Origin of the sequence: Kitasatospora sp. NPDC089797 (genome assembly GCF_040684795.1) — a bacterium.
Classification (GTDB): Bacteria; Actinomycetota; Actinomycetes; order Streptomycetales; family Streptomycetaceae; genus Kitasatospora.
On the sequence record NZ_JBFBGS010000023.1, the window covers coordinates 93,881 to 111,663 of the forward strand.

Sequence of the window (17,783 nt, forward strand, 5' to 3'; positions counted from 1 at the left end):
ACGTCCGGTCGTGCCGGTGAGGTTGTCCCCAGCGGCCCCGAACGGCCCTTCGTGGCAGGACTGTTCCGTTCCGGCAAGCGTTCCGGAACCGTTCCGGAAAGCGCCCGGCACCCCTGCCCGACATGCGGGATGATGACGCGTCGACATCACCACCCGGCACCGGTGCGACCGTGGCGCGGCCTTCGCACCGGCCCGGGGGAGCGGGGAGGGGAACGCCGCGATGGGCGCAACGGAGGACGCCGGCCCGGCCGAGGAGAGCCGGTCCCAGGGGCGGCCCGGAGAGCCGCCGCGGACCAGGGTGGACTGGGGTTCGCGGGAGCGGGGTTCGCGGTTCCGGGGGTCGTGGGACCGGCGGCGCGGGGCGCGGGGCGGTGCGGGCGGCGGTGCGGAGCCCGTCGGGGAGCCCGGTGCGGACCGGCCGTCGCGGCTCGGGGCCGAGCGGCCCGGCGGGGTGGACCCGGAGGCCGCGACCCGACGCCTGCCGGGCCCCCGGCATGATCCGGAGGCCGCGACCAGGCGGGTGCCCGGCCCCCGGCGCGGCCCGGAGGCCGCGACCAGGATCCGGCCGGGTGCCCCCGGGCGGTTCGACCCGGAGGCCGCCACCGAGGCGGTACGGCCCCGGCCCCGACCGGCGGGCGGCCCGCCGTCCTGGCAGGACCGCATCGGTCCGGGACCGGGTACGAACGGCGGCCCGGGGCCGGGCGCGCACGGTGTGAACGGCGCGAACGGCGCGCACCGTGCGAACGGCGTGCACCGTGCGAACGGCGTGAACGGCGCCCACGGGGAGGACGGCGCGCACGGCGTGGACGGCTTCCCGGACGCCCTCCGCGAGCGCTTCACCCCGCTGGGCCGGGCGGGCGCGGGCTCCGAGGGCACCGTCTGGTACGTCCGCCGCACCGACGGCGGCGCCGACGCGGCGGTCAAGGTGGCCGTCGCCGGCCAGCCGATGGACCACGACCTGCTCGACCACCTGCGCAACGACGGCTTCCGCCGGCACGTCCCGCACCTGATCGACTTCGGGCGGGTCCGCCACGACGGCGCTCCGGTCGACTGGGTGGCGATGGAGTACCTGCCGGTCACCCTCTCCGCGCACGTCGCGCAGCTGCACCGGAACGGCGCCCACACCGACCCGCGGACCACCGAGCAGATCGTCTACGAGCTGGTCTCGCTGCTGGAGTTCTGGCAGCGGAGGATCCAGCGCAACCCGCTGGACTTCAAACCGGCCAACATCCTGGTCCGCCCCGGCCGCGGCCCGGGGGAGTTCGTGATCGCGGACTTCGGCGGCGTCGACCGGCTCACCGACAGCCGTCGCTTCACCTCGGCGATGATGGTCACCGTCGCCTACATGGCCCCCGAACAGCTGGCCGGCAAGAACCACGAGGCCGGGCCCTGGTGGGGGCTCGGCAACGTGCTGTACGAACTGTTCGTCGGCCGCCCCCGGTTCGTCGGCCCGGACGGTGAGCCGGCCGCCGACCACGACCTGGAGCTGGAGCTGGTCATGGGTGAGGAGGTGGACCTCGCCGCCGTCACCGACCAACGCCAACTGCTGCTGCTCCAAGGCCTGTTCACCAAGAAGCCGGAGGACCGCTGGACCGCCCCGGAGGTCCGCAGCTGGCTGGCCGGCGGCAGCCCGGAGGTGATCCGGCGCCGTCCGCAGGCCCGGCGGCCGATCACCTTCCTCGGCGACCCGTTCACCGATCCGGCCCGGCTCGCCGAGGTGCTGCTGCGCAACTCCGGTGCCGCGGCCCGCTGGTTGGCGGCGGTCGGGGCGGAGCGGTTGCGCGACTGGCTGCGCGACGAGGTCACGGACTCCGTGTTCGACCTGCACCACCTCACCGACGTGGTCCGGGCGCCGGGCTCCCGGCGCGAGGCCGTGGCCGGTGTCGCGGTGCTCGCGCTCGGCGCCGCGTACGCCCCGTCGGCGGTCCCGCACTACCGGGACCGCCCGGTCGACCCGGCCGGACTGGAACGCATCGTCACCGAGCCGGACGGCGCCGCGTTCATCGACGAACTGGTCCGCGGCGGCGCCCCGGCCCTCGCCGCGCGCTACGACTGCTTCCACCCCGAGTGCTACGGCGAGCACTGCGCGCGGCTGCTCGCGCTGGCCGCCCTCCCGGACGTGCTGGCCGAGGTGGAGCGCACCGCCCGCACCGTCGGAGGCGGTCGGCGCGGCGACGGCGGGCTCAGCCCGGAGGAGCGGGAGGAGGCGCACCGGCTGGCGGTCTGGCTGAGCATCCGCCCCGAGGAGCGGTACCGGGTGCTCGGCCGGCTCTCCCCGCTGCCCACCGCGCTGCACCGACTGCCGCTGCCCGCACGGGTGTCGGAGCTCGCCGCGGTGGTCGCGGCCACCGTGCTGGACGGGGCGCTGACGGCGGGTGCGGGGGTCCGTACGGCGGCGCGCGCGGCGGCCCGGCGGCCGGTGCCCGACCCGGCGGCGGCCACCCCGCGGGAGGTGGTGCGCCGTCGCTGGTCGGCGCTGCGGCGGCGGGCGGTGGGGGCCGACCCCGAGCAGGTCGCGGGGCGGGCGGCGATGGTGGCCGCGGAGGCACTGCGGCGGCGCGGCCGGGGCCGGGTGGAGCGCCCCGAGCCCGAGCCCGGCCCGGGCGTGCTGCAGCAGGGCGGGACCCGGGCCGGGCGGGCGGCGGCCCGGCTGTGGCGGGAGCGGCGTCGGCGGCCCCCGGTGGACTGGGCGGCCCGGCTGCGGCTGTGGTGGCCGTACGCCCGCACCATGCTGCCGCGCCGGGCGGCGGCGGTCGCGCTGCTGGTGCTGGGCTTCGGGCTGCTGCTCTGGGCGGGGGCGGTGCTGCGCTACCCGATCGAGGCGGGGCACCAACTCGACCTCTCACCCGGCCTGTTCGGCGGGCGGCTGCATCTCGCGGGGCAGCACGCGGCCGAGCAGGTGGTCGGCCGGCTCGGCGCGGCCTTCACGGCGGCCGCCGTGCTCGCGTTCTTCCCGGCGCCGGTCGGTCTCGGCGCGGCCCTGGCGACGGGTGCGGGCGCCTTCGCGATCGGCTACCTGCGGCTCGGGCCACCGATGACGGCCCTGGAGGCGCCGCGGCCGGTGGCCGAGCGGGTGGTCATGTTCGAGGGCGGGATGGGGAGTTGGTCCGGAATCGCGGCGGTGGTGGCGATCGTGGCGGCGCTCGTGCTGACCGAGCGGGCGGCGAACCGGCTGCTCAGGCCCGCCCAGGCGGCCCGGGCGCGGGTCCGGGAGGCCTGGCGGGACCTCGACCGGCGCGCGGCGCGGGCGGCCCGGGTCGCGGGGCAGCCGGTGCCGGACGGCGCCGGGGGAGGTGCGGGTGCGGCCGGCGGCCCCGGGAAGTGGCGTACCGGCGGTGCGGGGACCCGGGACCGGCTGCGGTTCGCGCTCGCCGGCACCGGAGTGCTGCTGCTGTTGCTGTGGGCGGTGGTGGAGGTGCGGCTCGCGGCCACCGGGGTGCACCGGACCCCGGAGTCCTGGGGGACGGGGCAGACCGGCGCGGCGTACCAGGCGGGGTTCGTCCTCCTGCTGGCGGCGGTGTCGCTGCTGAGCACCCTCGGGACGCCGGTCACCGCGCGCGTCCTGTTCATCGGTTGGATCCTCGGCACGCTGCTCCTGGGTGCCTGGCCCGGAGCGCTGGGACCGGTCGAGGCGCTGCGGATCCCGGTGTTCGAGGGGGTGTTCGGCGCGGTCGCGGGCTGGTGGGGGCACGGGGCCTTCTGGGCCGCGCTGTTCGTGGCGCTGCCGCTGGCGGCATACGGGGTGCTGCGGATGATGCGGGGGAGGGGGATGACAGCCGACAGCTGACAGATGACAGCCAACAGATTTCGTTATCTGTCATCTGTCGGCTGTCGCACATCTGTCAGTCGTTGTCCGACATCTGAACGCGGCCGGCCGTCGTCCTCAGCCCACCAGTCGGGAGAGCGCGATCGAGTGCCCGGTCCGCTCCACCTTCGCCGTCAGGTACCGGACGTTGCTCGCGGACAGATGGACGCCGGTGGGCACCCGGTGTCGGACGGTCATCCCGAGCTCGGCCAACTGGGCGGCCTTGTCCGGGTTGTTGCTCAGCAGGTCGATGCCGTCGACGCCGAGCGCGGCGAGCATCTGCGCGGCCGCGGTGTAGTCCCGGCCGTCCTCGGGCAGGCCCAGCGCGGTGTTGGCGTCGTACGTGTCCAGCCCGGAGTCCTGGAGGGCGTACGCGTCGAGCTTGTTGTACAGCCCGATGCCCCGGCCCTCCTGCCGCAGGTACAGCAGGTAACCGCCGGCCTCGGCGATCCGCTCCACCGACTCGCGCAGCTGCGGGCCGCAGTCGCAGCGGTCCGAGCCGAAGACGTCGCCGGTCAGGCACTCGGAGTGCAGGCGCACCAGCGGGGTCCCGCCGTCCGGGACCGTGCCGAGGGCGAGCGCCAGGTGTTCGGCGCCGTCGGCGAGGTCGTGGAAGGTGAAGACCTCCGCCTCGGCCCGGTAGCCGTCGGGGAAGGTCAGCGGGATGCGCACGTGTGAGCGCACGGTGGCGGAGCCGGGCTGAGGCATGGACGGGCCTCCGTCGATCGGGGGTGGACCTGGCCGGATCGCGGGGATCCCGGTCCATCCGGATGGATCCGGGTGGTTCAGGTAGGTCAGGTGCTTCGGGTGGTTCGGGAGTCGACCGTACTCGGTTGTTCCAATTTGAACAACTGCTTACTGCCGGTGACCGGCTCGACCACGGAGGCGGACAACGCCCCGCCGGCCCCGCCTGTTCCCGCCCCGCGTTCCAGCATGTGGAAGGAATGGGAGCCGAGGTGTGGACACTGCGAGACTGCGTCCCGTTTCCTGGGCACGGGAACGCCTCGCGCACGACCACCGACGACCACGGAAGGTCCTGATCAGATGCCCTCGAACCGCGCCACCACCCCCTCCCCCGCCACCCCCTCCGCCCGGCCCCGCTTCGACGCCGAACAGCGCGCGATCGAGACGCTCTACGCGGAGGTGGTCCGCCGCAACCGTGGCGAGACGGAGTTCCACCAGGCCGTCCACGAGGTGCTGGAGACCCTGGCCCCGGTGCTCGCGCACCGCCCCGAACTCCTCGACGCCCGGATCATCGAGCGGATCTGCGAGCCCGAGCGGCAGCTGATGTTCCGGGTGCCGTGGACGGACGACGCCGGTGACATCCACGTCAACCGCGGCTTCCGGGTGGAGTTCAGCAGCGCCCTCGGCCCGTACAAGGGCGGTCTGCGCTTCCATCCGTCGGTGAACCTCGGCATCGTCAAGTTCCTCGGCTTCGAGCAGATCTTCAAGAACGCGCTCACCGGGCTGGCGATCGGCGGCGGCAAGGGCGGCTCGGACTTCGACCCCAAGGGCCGTTCGGACGCCGAGATCATGCGGTTCTGCCAGTCCTTCATGACCGAGCTGCACCGGCACCTCGGCGAGCACACCGACGTGCCGGCCGGTGACATCGGCGTCGGCGGCCGCGAGATCGGCTACCTGTTCGGCCAGTACAAGCGGATCACCAACCGTTACGAGGCCGGCGTGCTCACCGGAAAGGGCCTCGGCTGGGGCGGCGCCCAGGTCCGGACCGAGGCCACCGGCTACGGCTGCGTGCTGTTCACCGCCGAGATGCTGCGCAGCCGGGGCGAGGACCTGGACGGGCGCCGGGTGATCGTCTCCGGCTCCGGCAACGTCGCCGTGTACGCGATCGAGAAGGCCCAGCAGCTCGGCGCGACCGTGGTCACCTGTTCCGACTCCTCCGGCTACGTGGTGGACGAGAAGGGCATCGACCTGGAACTGCTCAAGGAGGTCAAGGAGGTCCGGCGGGGCCGGATCGCCGAGTACGCCGAACTGCGCGGCAGCCACGCGCGGTTCGTCGAGGGGCCGGGCGTGTGGAGCGTGCCCGGGGACGTCGCGCTGCCCTGCGCCACCCAGAACGAGCTGACCGAGGCCGACGCGCTCGCCCTGGTCCGCAACGGCGTGCTGGCCGTCGCCGAGGGGGCCAACATGCCGACCACCCCCGAGGCGGTGCGGGTCCTCCAGGAGGCCGGGGTCGCCTTCGGGCCGGGCAAGGCGGCCAACGCGGGCGGCGTCGCGACCAGTGCGCTGGAGATGCAGCAGAACGCCTCGCGCGACTCCTGGACCTTCGAGCGCACCGAGGAGCGGCTGGCCGGGATCATGACGCACATCCACGACTCCTGCTTCACCACCGCCGAGCGCTACGGGCACCCGGGCGACTACGTGGTGGGCGCGAACATCGCCGGCTTCGAACTGGTCGCCGACGCGATGCTGGCTCAGGGCCTGGTCTGATCCCGGGGCCTGCGGCCGGCCGCGGAGCGAACGCCGCCTGCCCGATGCCCGCTTGCCCGTTGCCCGCCTGTCCGTTGCCCGCCTGTCCGACGGACGCCTGCCCACGGGTACCCGACCGCGGCGGGCACCGATTGTCGGGTGCGGCAGGGTGGGTCCTTCCTACGGTGGTGATCAGCAAGGGAAGGACGGGGTGGACGTGCTGGAGCACCTGAACCGGGCGATGGAGCACATCGAACGGGACCTGGAGCAGGAGATCGACGTGGCCGAACTGGCGCGGATCGCGATGACGTCGGAGTACCACTTCCGGCGGCTGTTCTCGATGCTCGCCGGAATGCCGCTGTCGGAGTACGTCCGGCGCCGGCGACTGACCGTCGCCGGGGCCGAAGTACTGGACGGCGGGCGGACGTTGCTCGACATCGCGGTCCGGTACGGCTACACCTCGGGGGAGGCGTTCGCCCGGGCGTTCCGGGCGATGCACGGGGTCGGCCCCGGGGAGGCCCGGCGCGACGGTGCGGCGCTCATCTCCCAACCCCGGATGTCCTTCCGACTCATCGTGGAGGGAAGCAGCAGCATGGAGTACCGGATCATCGAGAAGCCGGACTTCCGGATCGTCGGCCGGAAGGCCCGGGTGCCCCTGATCTACCAGGGCGTCAACCCGCACATCGCCGACTTCATCAAGGGACTCGGCGCGGAGACCGTCGAGCGGATCACGGCGCTGACCGCCGAGGACCCGCTCGGCATCGTGTCGGTGACGGACGACTTCTCGCCCAACCGGGAAGAGGGGTCCGAACTGGACTACTGGCACGCGGTGGTGGCGCGTGAGGGCGCCGTCGTCCCGGCGGACCTGGAGGTGCTGCACGTCCCGGCCGGGACGTGGGCGGTGTTCACCAACAGCGGCCCGTTCCCGCAGGCGTTGCAGGAGATGTGGGGGGACACCTACAGCCAGTGGTTCCCGTCCAACCCGTACGAGACCCGGCCGGGGCCGGAGCTCCTGCAGACCCGTTTCGTGCCGGGGACGGGTGACGCGGAGGCGGAGCTCTGGCTGCCGGTGACCCGGATCCCGCGCGGCTGAGCTGCGGGTCCGGTCGGTCGGCCATGGCTGACAGATGACAAAGGACAGATAACAGATTTCATCATCTGTTATCTGTCCTTTGTCATCTGTCGCCCGTCACCCGTCGGCTCTCGGCCGTCGGTCGCCCCGGTCACCCCCGTTCGGCCCACCGGGCCCGCCCCGGTCGGCCCCGCCCCGCATGCTGGGACGGGGGTGGCCGGGGCGGGGGCAGTAGCCCGAGAGCCCCGGGAGTCCCGACAGCCCCTGAGAGCCAGGAGCCATGAAGCAGACCTCCGTCACCACCAACGCCCCCTGCTGGGTCGAGCTGGGCACCGACGACCCGCCCGCCGCCCGGACCTTCTACGCCGAACTCTTCGGCTGGCGCCCGGAGAGCGACGCACGCCCCGAGTCCGAGGGCTCCACCCGGATGCTCCTGGGCGAGGCGCCGGTCGCCGCCGTCGGCCCGCGCTACGCGCCGCAGCAACCGACCGCCTGGACGGTCGCCTTCGCGGTCACCGACGCCGACGCCACGGCGGCGAGGGTCGAGGCGGCCGGTGGCACGCTCCGGAAGGAGCCGACGGACGCCCCCGAGCACGGCCGCTTCTCGGTGGCCGCCGACCCGTCCGGTGCCGTGTTCATCCTTTGGCAGGCCCGCGCCTTCAAGGGCGCCGGGGTGTTCAACGAGCCCGGCTCGCTCGGCTGGGTGGAACTGGCCACCCGGGACGCGGCCGCCGCGACCGCTTTCTACCCGAAGGTCTTCGGCTGGTCCGTCGCCCCCGGCGAGCACTACACCCAGTGGGGCCTGGAGGGCCAGGACTTCGGCGGCATGCTGGTGATGGACGACGGCTTCCCGCCCGAGGTGCGGCCGCACTGGCTGCCGTACTTCGCGGTCGGCGACGCCGACAACACGGTCGGCCGGGCGGTCGCGATGGGCGCGGACGTGCTGATGCCCGCCGTCTCGATGGCGGGCGGCCGGCGGATCGCCGTGCTGCGCGACGCCCAGGGCGCGGTGTTCGGCATCTACCGTGACGGCGCCGAGCACTGATCCGAGGCCGGCCCGCCGCCGTCCGACCCGTCCGACCTGTCCGGCCCGCCCGGCCCGCCCGGTCCGTCCGGCCCGTCCGTGCTCCGGAGGCCGCGCGAGGGGCCGCGCGAGCGCCACGCCGCCACCGCCGCGCCGGCCGTGACCAGCAGTGCGCCCAGCGGCACCACGTCGCCGATCCGGTCGTACCAGGTCAGCGTCCCCGGCGCGGTGAGCGGCAGCCGTACGGTCAGGGCGCCGGTGCGGTCGGTACCGAGCCGGGCCAGCTGCCGGCCCTGGGCGTCGAAGGCGGCGGAGACCCCGGTCAGCGAGGCCTGGACGGCCGGACGGCCGGTCTCGGCGGCCCGGATCGCCGCCAGTGAGACGTGCTGCTCGGGCGCCCAGGTGTGCTGGAAGGTCGAGGTCGAGGACTGGTAGACCAGCACCCGGGCGCCGTCCCGGGCCGCGGTGCGCGCCATGTCCGGGAAGGCCGACTCGAAGCAGATCAGCGCCCCGACCGGCAGCGGCCGACCCTCGCGGTCGGTGGCGGGCAGGACGTGGAAGGCGGTGCCGGGGGCCCGGTTCTCGCCCGCGGCCCGGCTGACCCCGGCGATCCAGCCGAGCACCGGCCGCAGCGGGATGTACTCACCGAACGGCACCAGCCGGATCTTGCGGTAGCGGTCCACCACCCCGGCCGGGGAGACCAGCACCGCGTCCTTGGAGATCCGCCCGTCGGCCTTTCGGGCGTCCTCCCCGGCGATCACCTCGGCGCCGGTGGTGGCGGCGAGCCGGCGGAGCGTGTCCAGGGCGGTCCGGTCGCGGTCCAGGTCGGCGGTGGTGCTGCTCTCGCCCCACACCACCAGGTCCACCGGCTGCCCGACCAGGTCGGTGGTGGCCCGCGCGCTCGCGTCGAAGCGGGCCTGCGGGTCCTCGATGACGCCGGGCTGGACCAGGGCCGCCGTCACCGCCCCGGCACCCACCGGCGCCGGTCGCAGCGCGAACAGCACCGGACCGGCGGCCAGCACCAGGACGGCCACCAGCGCCGCGACGGCCCGGGGCCGCCGGTGCACCGACGTCAGCACCACCAGCACTCCGGTGTTGACGGCCGCCACCGCCGCGCTGACCAGCCAGATCCCGCCCGCCGAGGCGAGCCCCAGGATCGCCGGGTGCTGCCACTGGGTGGCGCCGAGCAGGGCCCACGGCCCGCCGAGCGCGTGCCAGGACCGCGCGTACTCGGCGCTCACCCAGACCGCCGGGACGACCAGCAGGGCGAGCAGGGCCCGACGGGTGGTCAGCGGCGGGCGCAGCAGGCGGTGCACGGTGTAGCCGACCGGCGCCTGGAGCGCCCCGAACAGCACCGCGAGCAGTGGCAGGGCGGGCCCGACGGACGGCACCAGCCAGTACATCGCGGTCAGGATGAACCCCGCCCCGAACCACCAGCCGCGCACCGCCGCCTCCCGCCCCGACGGCGCCCGCTGCATCAGCAGCAGCCCGGGGACGAGCGCGACCCAGGCCAGCCAGGCCTGCCCCGGTGCCGGGAACGCCACCACCGGTACGGCGCCGGCCGCCAGCGCCCCGATCCGTGCCCGGTAGCGCAGGCGCCGCGGCGCGCGCGGCTCCGGTTCCTCCGGGCGAGCCGTGCTCGGGGCTGGGGCGACGGGACCGCTGCGGCGCGACATGCCCCGTATTGTCCGCTCGGGCGCGGCGCGGTGCCAGATGGCGGCACGCCAGGTTGACGCGGGTCATCGGCACCGGCCCGGCCATCGGCACCGGCCCGGTCGTCGACACCAGCCCGGGCACCGGCACCTGCCCGGTCGTCCGCAAGGGCCCGGTCATCGGAACGACCAGACCGAACCCGAACCCGAACCCGAACCCGCCCGCGGGTGGCGCCGCCGCTCCGGACGGCGCCACCCACCGGGGCCTCAGCCCTCGTCGCCCTCCAGGTCGCCCTCGGTCTCGAGGAAGGCGGCCTGGAGCTGCTCGATCAGCTGCGGGTCCGGCTGCTCCCACAGCCCGCGGCTCGCCGCCTCCAGCAGCCGCTCGCTGATCCCGTGCAGGGCCCACGGGTTGGCCCCCGCCAGGAACTCCCGGTTGACCGGGTCGAGGACGTACTCCTGGGTCAGCTTCTCGTACATCCAGTCCGCGACCACGCCCGTGGTGGCGTCGTAGCCGAACAGGTAGTCGACCGTGGCGGCCATCTCGAAGGCGCCCTTGTAGCCGTGGCGGCGCATCGCCTCGATCCAGCGCGGGTTGACCACCCGGGCGCGGAAGACCCGGGCGGCCTCCTCGGTCAGGGTGCGGGTGCGGACCGTCTCCGGGCGGGTCGAGTCGCCGATGTAGGCGGTCGGGGCCTTGCCGGTGAGGGCGCGCACGGTGGCCACCATGCCGCCGTGGTACTGGAAGTAGTCGTCCGAGTCGGCGATGTCGTGCTCGCGGGTGTCGGTGTTCTTCGCGGCGACGGTGATCCGCTTGTACGCGGTCTCCATCTCCTCGCGCGCCGGGCGCCCGTCCAGGCCGCGGCCGTACGCGTAGCCGCCCCACACGGTGTAGACCTCGGCGAGGTCGGCGTCGGTGCGCCAGTCCCGGCTGTCGATCAGCTGGAGCAGGCCCGCGCCGTAGGTGCCCGGGCGGGAGCCGAAGACCCGGACGGTGGCCTTGCGCTCGTCGCCGTGCACTGCGAGGTCGGCCTGGACGTGGGCGCGCACGAAGTTGTCCTCGTCCGCCTCCTCCTGGGCGGCGGCCAGGCGCACCGCGTCGTCCAGCAGGGCGACCACGTGCGGGAAGGCGTCCCGGAAGAAGCCGGAGATGCGCAGCGTGACGTCGATCCGCGGGCGGCCGAGCTCGGCCTGCGGGATCGGCTCCAGGCCGGTGACCCGGCGCGAGGCGTCGTCCCAGACCGGGCGGACACCGAGCAGGGCGAAGGCCTCGGCGATGTCGTCGCCGGCGGTGCGCATCGCGCTGGTGCCCCAGAGCGAGAGCCCGACCGAGGGCGGGTAGGCGCCGTCGTTGTCGGCCCGGTAGCGGTCGACCAGGGAGCTCGCCAGCGCCTGGCCGGTCTCCCAGGCGAGCTTGCTGGGGACGGCCTTCGGGTCGACGGAGTAGAAGTTGCGGCCGGTCGGCAGCACGTTGACCAGGCCGCGCAGCGGCGAGCCGGAGGGGCCGGCCGGGACGAAGCCGCCCTGGAGCGCGTGCAGCACGGCGTCCAGCTCGTCGGTGGTCGCGGACAGCCGCGGCACCACCTGGGTGGCGGCGAAGGCCAGCACCTCCTGGACGGCCGTCCGGACGGCCTCCGGCAGGTCGGCGGCGACCTTCTCCACCGCCTCGGGCGCCCAGTCGGCCGCCTCCATCGCCTCGACCAGGGCGCGGGCCTGCGCCTCGGCCGCGTCGGTGGCGCCGAGGGTGAGGGCCGCCTCGTCCAGGCCGAGCGCCTCGCGCAGGCCGGGCAGCGCGCTGACGCCGCCCCAGATCTGCCGGGCGCGCAGGATGGCGAGCACGATGTTGACCCGGTCGGTGCCGACCGGTGCCTGGCCGAGGACGTGCAGGCCGTCGCGGATCTGGGCGTCCTTGACCTCGCACAGCCAGCCGTCGACGTGCAGCAGGAAGTCGTCGAAGCCGTCGTCCTCGGGGCGTTCGTCCAGGCCGAGGTCGTGGTCCAGCTTGGCGGCCTGGATCAGGGTCCAGATCTGGGCGCGGATGGCGGGCAGCTTGGCCGGGTCCATCGCGGCGATGTTGGAGTGCTCGTCGAGCAGCTGCTCCAGGCGTGCGATGTCGCCGTAGGAGTCGGCGCGGGCCATCGGCGGGACGAGGTGGTCGACGAGGGTGGCGTGGGCGCGGCGCTTGGCCTGGGTGCCCTCGCCCGGGTCGTTGACCAGGAAGGGGTAGACCAGCGGGAGGTCGCCGAGGACGGCGTCCGGCCCGCACTCGGCGGACAGCGCGGCGGTCTTGCCGGGCAGCCACTCCAGGTTGCCGTGCTTGCCGAGGTGGATGACGGCGTGGGCGCCGAAGCCGCCGTCCTCCTGGGCGGCCTGGATCCAGCGGTAGGCGGCCAGGTAGTGGTGGCTCGGCGGCAGGTCGGGGTCGTGGTAGATGGCGACCGGGTTCTCGCCGAAGCCGCGCGGCGGCTGGATGAGCACCAGCAGGTTCCCGGAGCGGATCGCGGCGAGCACGATGTCGCCGTCCGGGTTCTGCGAGCGGTCGACGTACAGCTCGCCGGGGGCCGGGCCCCAGTGCTCCTCGACCTGCTCGCGCAGGCCCTGCGGGAGGCCGGCGTACCAGCGGCGGTAGTCGGCGGCGGGGATGCGGACCGGGTTGCGGGCGAGCTGGTCCTCGGTGAGCCAGTCCTGGTCGTAGCCGCCGGCCGCGATCAGGGCGTGGATCAGGGCGTCGCCCTCGTGGCCGTCGTCCTCCCCGCCGTCGGTGGCGGAGTTGAAGCCGGGCAGGGCGGAGCCGAGGTCCATGCCCTCCGCGCGCAGGCGCTCCAGCAGGCGCATCGCGCTGGCCGGGGTGTCCAGGCCGACGGCGTTGCCGACCCGGGAGTGCTTGGTCGGGTAGGCGGACAGCACCAGGGCGAGGCGGCGCTCGGCGGCCGGGACGTGCCGCAGCCGGGCGTGGCTCACGGCGGTGCCGGCCACCCGGGCGGCGCGCTCGGGGTCGGCGGCGTAGACGGTCAGGCCGTCCTCGTCCAGCTCCTTGAAGGAGAACGGGACGCTGATCAGGCGGCCGTCGAACTCCGGCACCGCGATCTGGGTGGCGGTGTCCAGCGGGGACAGGCCGTCGTCGCTGGCCTCCCACTGGGCGCGCGACCAGGTGAGGCAGAGCGCCTGGAGGATCGGGCGGTCCAGGGCGGCGAGCGCGCCGGCGTCCCAGGCCTCCTCGTCGCCGCCGGCCTGGGCGTCGGCCGGGCGGGTGCCGCCGGCGGCGAGCACGGTGGTGACGAGCGCGTCGGCCTCGCCGAGGGCGGCCAGCAGTTCGGGCTCGGCACCGCGCAGCGAGGCGCAGTAGTAGGCGCGGGCCTGCGCGCCCCGGTCCTCTATCGCCCGGCAGAGCGTCTCCACGAAGGCGGTGTTGCCGCTCATGTGGTGGGCCCGGTAGTACAGCACCGCGACGATCGGCCCCTCGGCCGTCCGGGCCTCGCGCTCCAGCGGGCCCCAGGCCGGCGCGGAGGCGGGCGGGGCGAAGCCGTGGCCGGTCAGCAGCACGGTGTCGGAGAGGAACGCGCCCAGCTCGGCCAGGTTGGCCGCGCCGCCGTGGGCGAGGTAGGCGTGCGCCTCGGCCGCGATGCCGGCCGGCACCGTGGACAGCTCCATCAGCTGGGCGTCGGGGGCCTGTTCCCCCGTCAGCACGACCACCGGGCGCGGGCCGGCCAGCAGCGCGTCCAGGCCCTCCTGCCAGGCGCGGCGACCGCCGAGCAGGCGGACCACGACCAGATCGGTGCCGTCCAGCAGCGCGGGCAGGTCCTCGGGGCTCAGCCGGGCGGGGTTGCCGAGCCGGTACGGGACCGGGCCGGTCGAAGCGCGGGCACTGAGCAGGTCGGTGTCGGACGTCGACAGCAGCAGGATCATGCGAAGGCCCTCCCGGCCTCTTCGGCGGCCAGGACGGCCGCAGTGGTGGCCGGGGGAACGGGCGCGGGCATGCGACAGCGGTGGTGCATTTCTGCCTTCCTCGGGGTCCGCGCCCCGGGCCGGTGGAGGACGGCGGGAGTTCCTGGCTCCCGCGGCCGACCGGCTTCCCGGTGAGCCGCGGTCACAGTGGCGGGACCGCACCGGGCTCGCACCGGTTTCCTCCCCTGCGCCGTCGCTGGCGGTCGGACGGCCCGCTGGGGCCGTCCGCCCTGCATCGTACGGGGTACGGCTGACCTGGGGGAGAGCCGGCTTTGCCGGGCTCGGTGCACGGGTGGGCGGCGACCCGGCGCACGGGAGCGCCCGGTGCTCCGGGTGTGATGCAGCGGACGGGGGCAAGCGATCGGATCATCTGTATGCTCGCCGCCATGCCACCGACACCCGACGCCGAAGCGCCGGGCGCCGCGGTGCCCGACCGGGGGCGCGCGGACGCCTGCCCCGGGGCGCTCCGCCTGCACACCGCCGACGACGGCGGGCTCGCGAGGGTCCGACTGCCCGGCGGGCTGCTGACGGACCATCAGGCACTGGCCCTGGCCGAGGCCGCCGAGGCCCTGGGCGACGGCGGGCTGGAGACCACCTCGCGCGGCAACGTCCAACTGCGCGGCCTGAGTCCGGACTGCGGGGCCGAACTCGCCGACCGGCTGCGCGCCGTCGGACTGCTGCCCTCGGACACCCACGAGCGGGTGCGCAACATCGTCGCCTCACCGCTGGCGGGGCTGGGTGCGACCGGGGGCGCCGACGTGCAGGCCTGGGCGCGGGACCTGGACGAGCGGCTGTGTGCGAGCGGGTGGGCGACCGGGCTGTCCGGCAAGTTCCTGTTCGCGCTGGATGACGGGCGGGGCGACGTCGCCGCGCTCGACGCCGATGTGACATTGATCGCAGGCCGGGGCGGGCCCGCGGTGCTGCGTCTCGGACGCGCCGCCGACGGGCATCCGGTCGAGCCCGGCCGGGAGGTCGCGGCGGTGCTGGACGCGGCCCGCGCCTTCCTGGACGCGCTGCGGAGCAGCGGCCGCCGGGCCTGGCACCTGCGCGAGGTGCCCGAACTGCTGGCGCCCGGCACGGTGCCGCTGCCCGCGGTCGCCGGTGCGGCGCCCGCCGTCGGCGCACTGCCCGGCGGGCTCTCGGTGGGCATGCGCTTCGGCCGGGCGAGCGCCGCGCAGTGGCGCGCGCTGGTCGCCGCCTCGGCCGGTGAACTGCGGCTGACCCCCTGGCGGGGCGCGGTGCTGCCCGGCGCCGCGGCCGACCGGCTGCCCGCGCTGGCCGCGGCCGGGTTCCGCACCGAGCCGGGCTCGGCCTGGGAGCGGGCCACCGCCTGCACCGGGCTGCCGGGCTGCGCCAGGTCGCTGGCCGACGTGCGGAGCGACGCCGCCCTGGCGCTGGAGGCGGATGCCGCCCTGGCGCCGGAGGCCGACGCCGCAGTGATGCCGGAGGCCGGGGCCGGCGGACTGCCCGTGCACTGGTCGGGCTGTGAACGGCGCTGCGGCCATCCGGCCGGGCGGTGGGTGGACGTGCTCGCCACGGGGCGCGGCTACCGGGTGACGGTGAACGGACCGGCCGCGACCGCGGGCGTTCCCGTGGACGTGAGGAACGAGGAGATGGCCGCGGCGGTCGCCGGGGCCAGGAGGACCACGAAGTGATCGAGTACGAGAAGGACGGCGCGTCCATCTACCGCCAGTCCTTTGCCACCATCCGTGCGGAGGCCGATCTGGCCGCCCTCCCGGCGGACGTCTCCCAGGTCGCGGTGCGGATGATCCACGCCTGCGGGATGACCGACCTGGTCGAGGACCTGGTGTACTCGCCCGGTGTGGTCGCCTCGGCGCGCGCGGCGCTGCGCGCGGGTGCGCCGATCCTGTGCGACGTGAACATGGTGGCCAGCGGGGTCACCCGCAAGCGGCTGCCCGCCGACAACGAGGTGATCTGCACCCTGACCGACCCGTCGGTCCCCGGGCTCGCCCGGGCGATGGGCAACACCCGCAGTGCGGCGGCCATGGAGCTGTGGCTGCCCCGACTGGAGGGCGCGGTGGTCGCCGTCGGCAACGCGCCGACCTCGCTGTTCCGGCTGCTGGAGATGATCGAGGCGGGCGCGCCGCGCCCGGCCGCGGTGATCGGGGTGCCGGTCGGCTTCATCGGCGCGGCCGAGTCCAAGCAGGCCCTGGCCGAACACCCCTCCGGCCTGGAGCACTTGGTGGTGCGCGGCCGCCGCGGCGGCAGTGCGATCGCCGCCGCCGCGATCAATGCGATTGCGAGCGAAGAAGAATGACGGACCATCAGGGCAGCGGCCTGGAGCCCCGGGGCGCGACCGGTCGGCTGTACGGTGTCGGGCTCGGCCCCGGCGACCCCTCGCTGGTGACCGTCCGCGCGGCCGAACTCATCGGCAAGGCCGACGTGGTGGCCTACCACAGCGCCCGGCACGGCCGCTCCATCGCGCGCTCGATCGCCGAACGGTACCTGACGGGTGGTCAGACCGAGGAGAAGCTGGTCTACCCGCTCACCGTCGAGACCACCGAGCACCCCGGTGGCTACCGGGGTGCGCTGGACGAGTTCTACGAGGAGGCCGCCGAGCGGCTGGCCGCCCACCTGGACGCCGGGCGCGACGTCGTCGTCCTCGCCGAGGGCGACCCGCTGTTCTACGGCTCCTACCAGCACATGCACAAGCGGCTCGCGCACCGCTACCCGACCGAGGTGGTGCCCGGCGTGACCTCGGTCAGTGCGGCGGCGGCCCGGCTCGGGCAGCCGCTGACCGAGGCCGAGGAGACCCTCACCGTCATCCCGGGCACGCTGCCCGAGGAGGAGCTGACGGCGCGGATCGCGGCCGCCGACTCTGCGGTGATCATGAAGCTGGGCCGTACCTTCCCGACCGTCCGGCGGGCGCTGGAGCGGGCCGGGCGACTGGACGACGCCCAGTACGTCGAGCGCGCCTTCATGGCGGGTGAGCGCATCGCGCCGCTCGCCGAGGTCGAGGGGGAGAGCGTCCCCTACTTCTCGGTGGCGGTGCTGCCGAGCAAGGTCGCGCCGCTGGAGCCGGTGGTGCGGCTCGCCGACGGCGTCGGCAGCGTGACCGTGGTCGGCACCGGGCCGGCCGGGCCGCTCTGGCTCACCCCGGAGGCGCGCGGTGCGCTGGCCGAGGCCACCGACCTGGTCGGCTACACCACCTACCTGGACCGGGTGCCGGCCCGGCCGGGGCAGCGGCGGCACGGCTCGGACAACAAGGTGGAGTCCGAGCGCGCCGAGTTCGCCCTGGACCTCGCCCGGCGCGGACACCGGGTCTGCGTCGTGTCCTCGGGTGACCCGGGTGTCTTCGCGATGGCCACGGCCGTGCTGGAGGTCGCCTGCGAGCCGGACTACCGGGACGTCCCGGTGCGGATCGTCCCCGGGATGACCGCCGCCCACGCGGCGGCCTCCCGGGCCGGGGCCCCGCTCGGGCACGACTACGCGGTGGTGTCGCTGTCGGACCGGCTGAAGCCCTGGGAGGTGGTGGCGGCGCGACTGCGCGCCGCGGCCGCGGCGGACCTGGTGCTCGCGCTGTACAACCCGGGCTCGAAGTCCCGCACCACCCAGGTCGGCCTGGCCCGGGACCTGCTGCTGGAGTACCGCGCGCCGGAGACCCCGGTGGTGATGGCCCGCGACGTCGGCGGGCCGACCGAGCGGATCCGGATCGTCCGGCTGGGCGAACTGGATCCGGCGCTGGTGGACATGCGGACGATCCTGCTGATCGGCTCCTCGCAGACCCAGGCGGTCGAGCGGGCCGAGGGCGTGGAGGTCGTCTGGACGCCGCGGCGGTACCCGGAGGCGTGACGGCGAACAGATGACAGCTGACAGATGATGAAATCTGTTGGC

Annotated in this window: 10 protein-coding genes and 1 riboswitch; of the genes, 7 read left to right on the plus strand and 3 right to left on the minus strand. The window is 75.0% G+C overall.

Translation table 11 applies throughout. From position 1 onward, the window contains the following. Positions 1-748 precede the first annotated feature (748 nt). Positions 749-3,787, plus strand: coding sequence for a hypothetical protein (locus AB0O91_RS20140; RefSeq protein WP_363434873.1), 3,039 nt, complete (start codon positions 749-751; stop codon positions 3,785-3,787). 96 nt (positions 3,788-3,883) lie between these two features. Here the strand turns inward: AB0O91_RS20140 and ribA are convergent, their stop codons facing one another. After that, a complete protein-coding gene (gene ribA / locus AB0O91_RS20145; protein ID WP_363434875.1) occupies positions 3,884-4,513 on the minus strand; it encodes a GTP cyclohydrolase II in 630 nt (209 codons plus the stop codon). Positions 4,514-4,849: 336 nt separating this feature from the next. On the opposite strand from ribA, the gene gdhA reads away from it, so the two are divergent. From gdhA to AB0O91_RS20160, 3 genes are all read left to right on the plus strand, one after another. Next, positions 4,850-6,256, plus strand: coding sequence for an NADP-specific glutamate dehydrogenase (gene gdhA / locus AB0O91_RS20150; protein WP_363434878.1), 1,407 nt, complete (start codon positions 4,850-4,852; stop codon positions 6,254-6,256). Positions 6,257-6,452: 196 nt separating this feature from the next. Beyond that, positions 6,453-7,328: an AraC family transcriptional regulator gene (locus AB0O91_RS20155; RefSeq protein ID WP_363434881.1), complete on the plus strand. Its 876-nt coding sequence runs from the start codon at positions 6,453-6,455 to the stop codon at positions 7,326-7,328. 259 nt (positions 7,329-7,587) lie between these two features. Then, the gene (locus AB0O91_RS20160; protein ID WP_363434883.1) at positions 7,588-8,352 is read left to right on the plus strand and encodes a VOC family protein; all 765 of its coding nucleotides are present in this window, start codon (positions 7,588-7,590) and stop codon (positions 8,350-8,352) included. Here AB0O91_RS20160 and lnt read toward each other — a convergent pair. Both lnt and cobN read right to left on the minus strand, forming a co-directional pair. Next, on the minus strand, positions 8,328-10,007 hold the full coding sequence (gene lnt / locus AB0O91_RS20165; protein ID WP_363434885.1) for an apolipoprotein N-acyltransferase: 1,680 nt from the start codon (positions 10,005-10,007) through the stop codon (positions 8,328-8,330). The genes AB0O91_RS20160 and lnt overlap by 25 nt on opposite strands. A 243-nt stretch (positions 10,008-10,250) precedes the next feature. Further along, positions 10,251-13,889 carry a cobaltochelatase subunit CobN gene (gene cobN / locus AB0O91_RS20170; protein ID WP_363434887.1) on the minus strand — a complete coding sequence of 1,213 codons (3,639 nt, stop codon included), beginning with the start codon at positions 13,887-13,889 and terminating at the stop codon, positions 10,251-10,253. A gap of 136 nt (positions 13,890-14,025) precedes the next feature. Then, positions 14,026-14,111: riboswitch (cobalamin riboswitch) on the minus strand. Between the two features lie 203 nt (positions 14,112-14,314). On the opposite strand from cobN, the gene AB0O91_RS20175 reads away from it, so the two are divergent. The 3 genes from AB0O91_RS20175 to AB0O91_RS20185 are packed head-to-tail and all read left to right on the plus strand — an operon-like array spanning position 14,315 to position 17,741. Then, on the plus strand, positions 14,315-15,583 hold the full coding sequence (locus AB0O91_RS20175; RefSeq protein WP_363434889.1) for a cobalamin biosynthesis protein CobG: 1,269 nt from the start codon (positions 14,315-14,317) through the stop codon (positions 15,581-15,583). After that, a complete protein-coding gene (locus AB0O91_RS20180) occupies positions 15,580-16,206 on the plus strand; it encodes a precorrin-8X methylmutase (RefSeq protein ID WP_363434892.1) in 627 nt (208 codons plus the stop codon). The genes AB0O91_RS20175 and AB0O91_RS20180 overlap by 4 nt, the downstream gene beginning before the upstream one ends. Continuing rightward, on the plus strand, positions 16,203-17,741 hold the full coding sequence (locus AB0O91_RS20185; RefSeq protein ID WP_363434895.1) for a precorrin-2 C(20)-methyltransferase: 1,539 nt from the start codon (positions 16,203-16,205) through the stop codon (positions 17,739-17,741). The genes AB0O91_RS20180 and AB0O91_RS20185 overlap by 4 nt, the downstream gene beginning before the upstream one ends. The last annotated feature ends 42 nt before the right edge of the window (positions 17,742-17,783 follow it).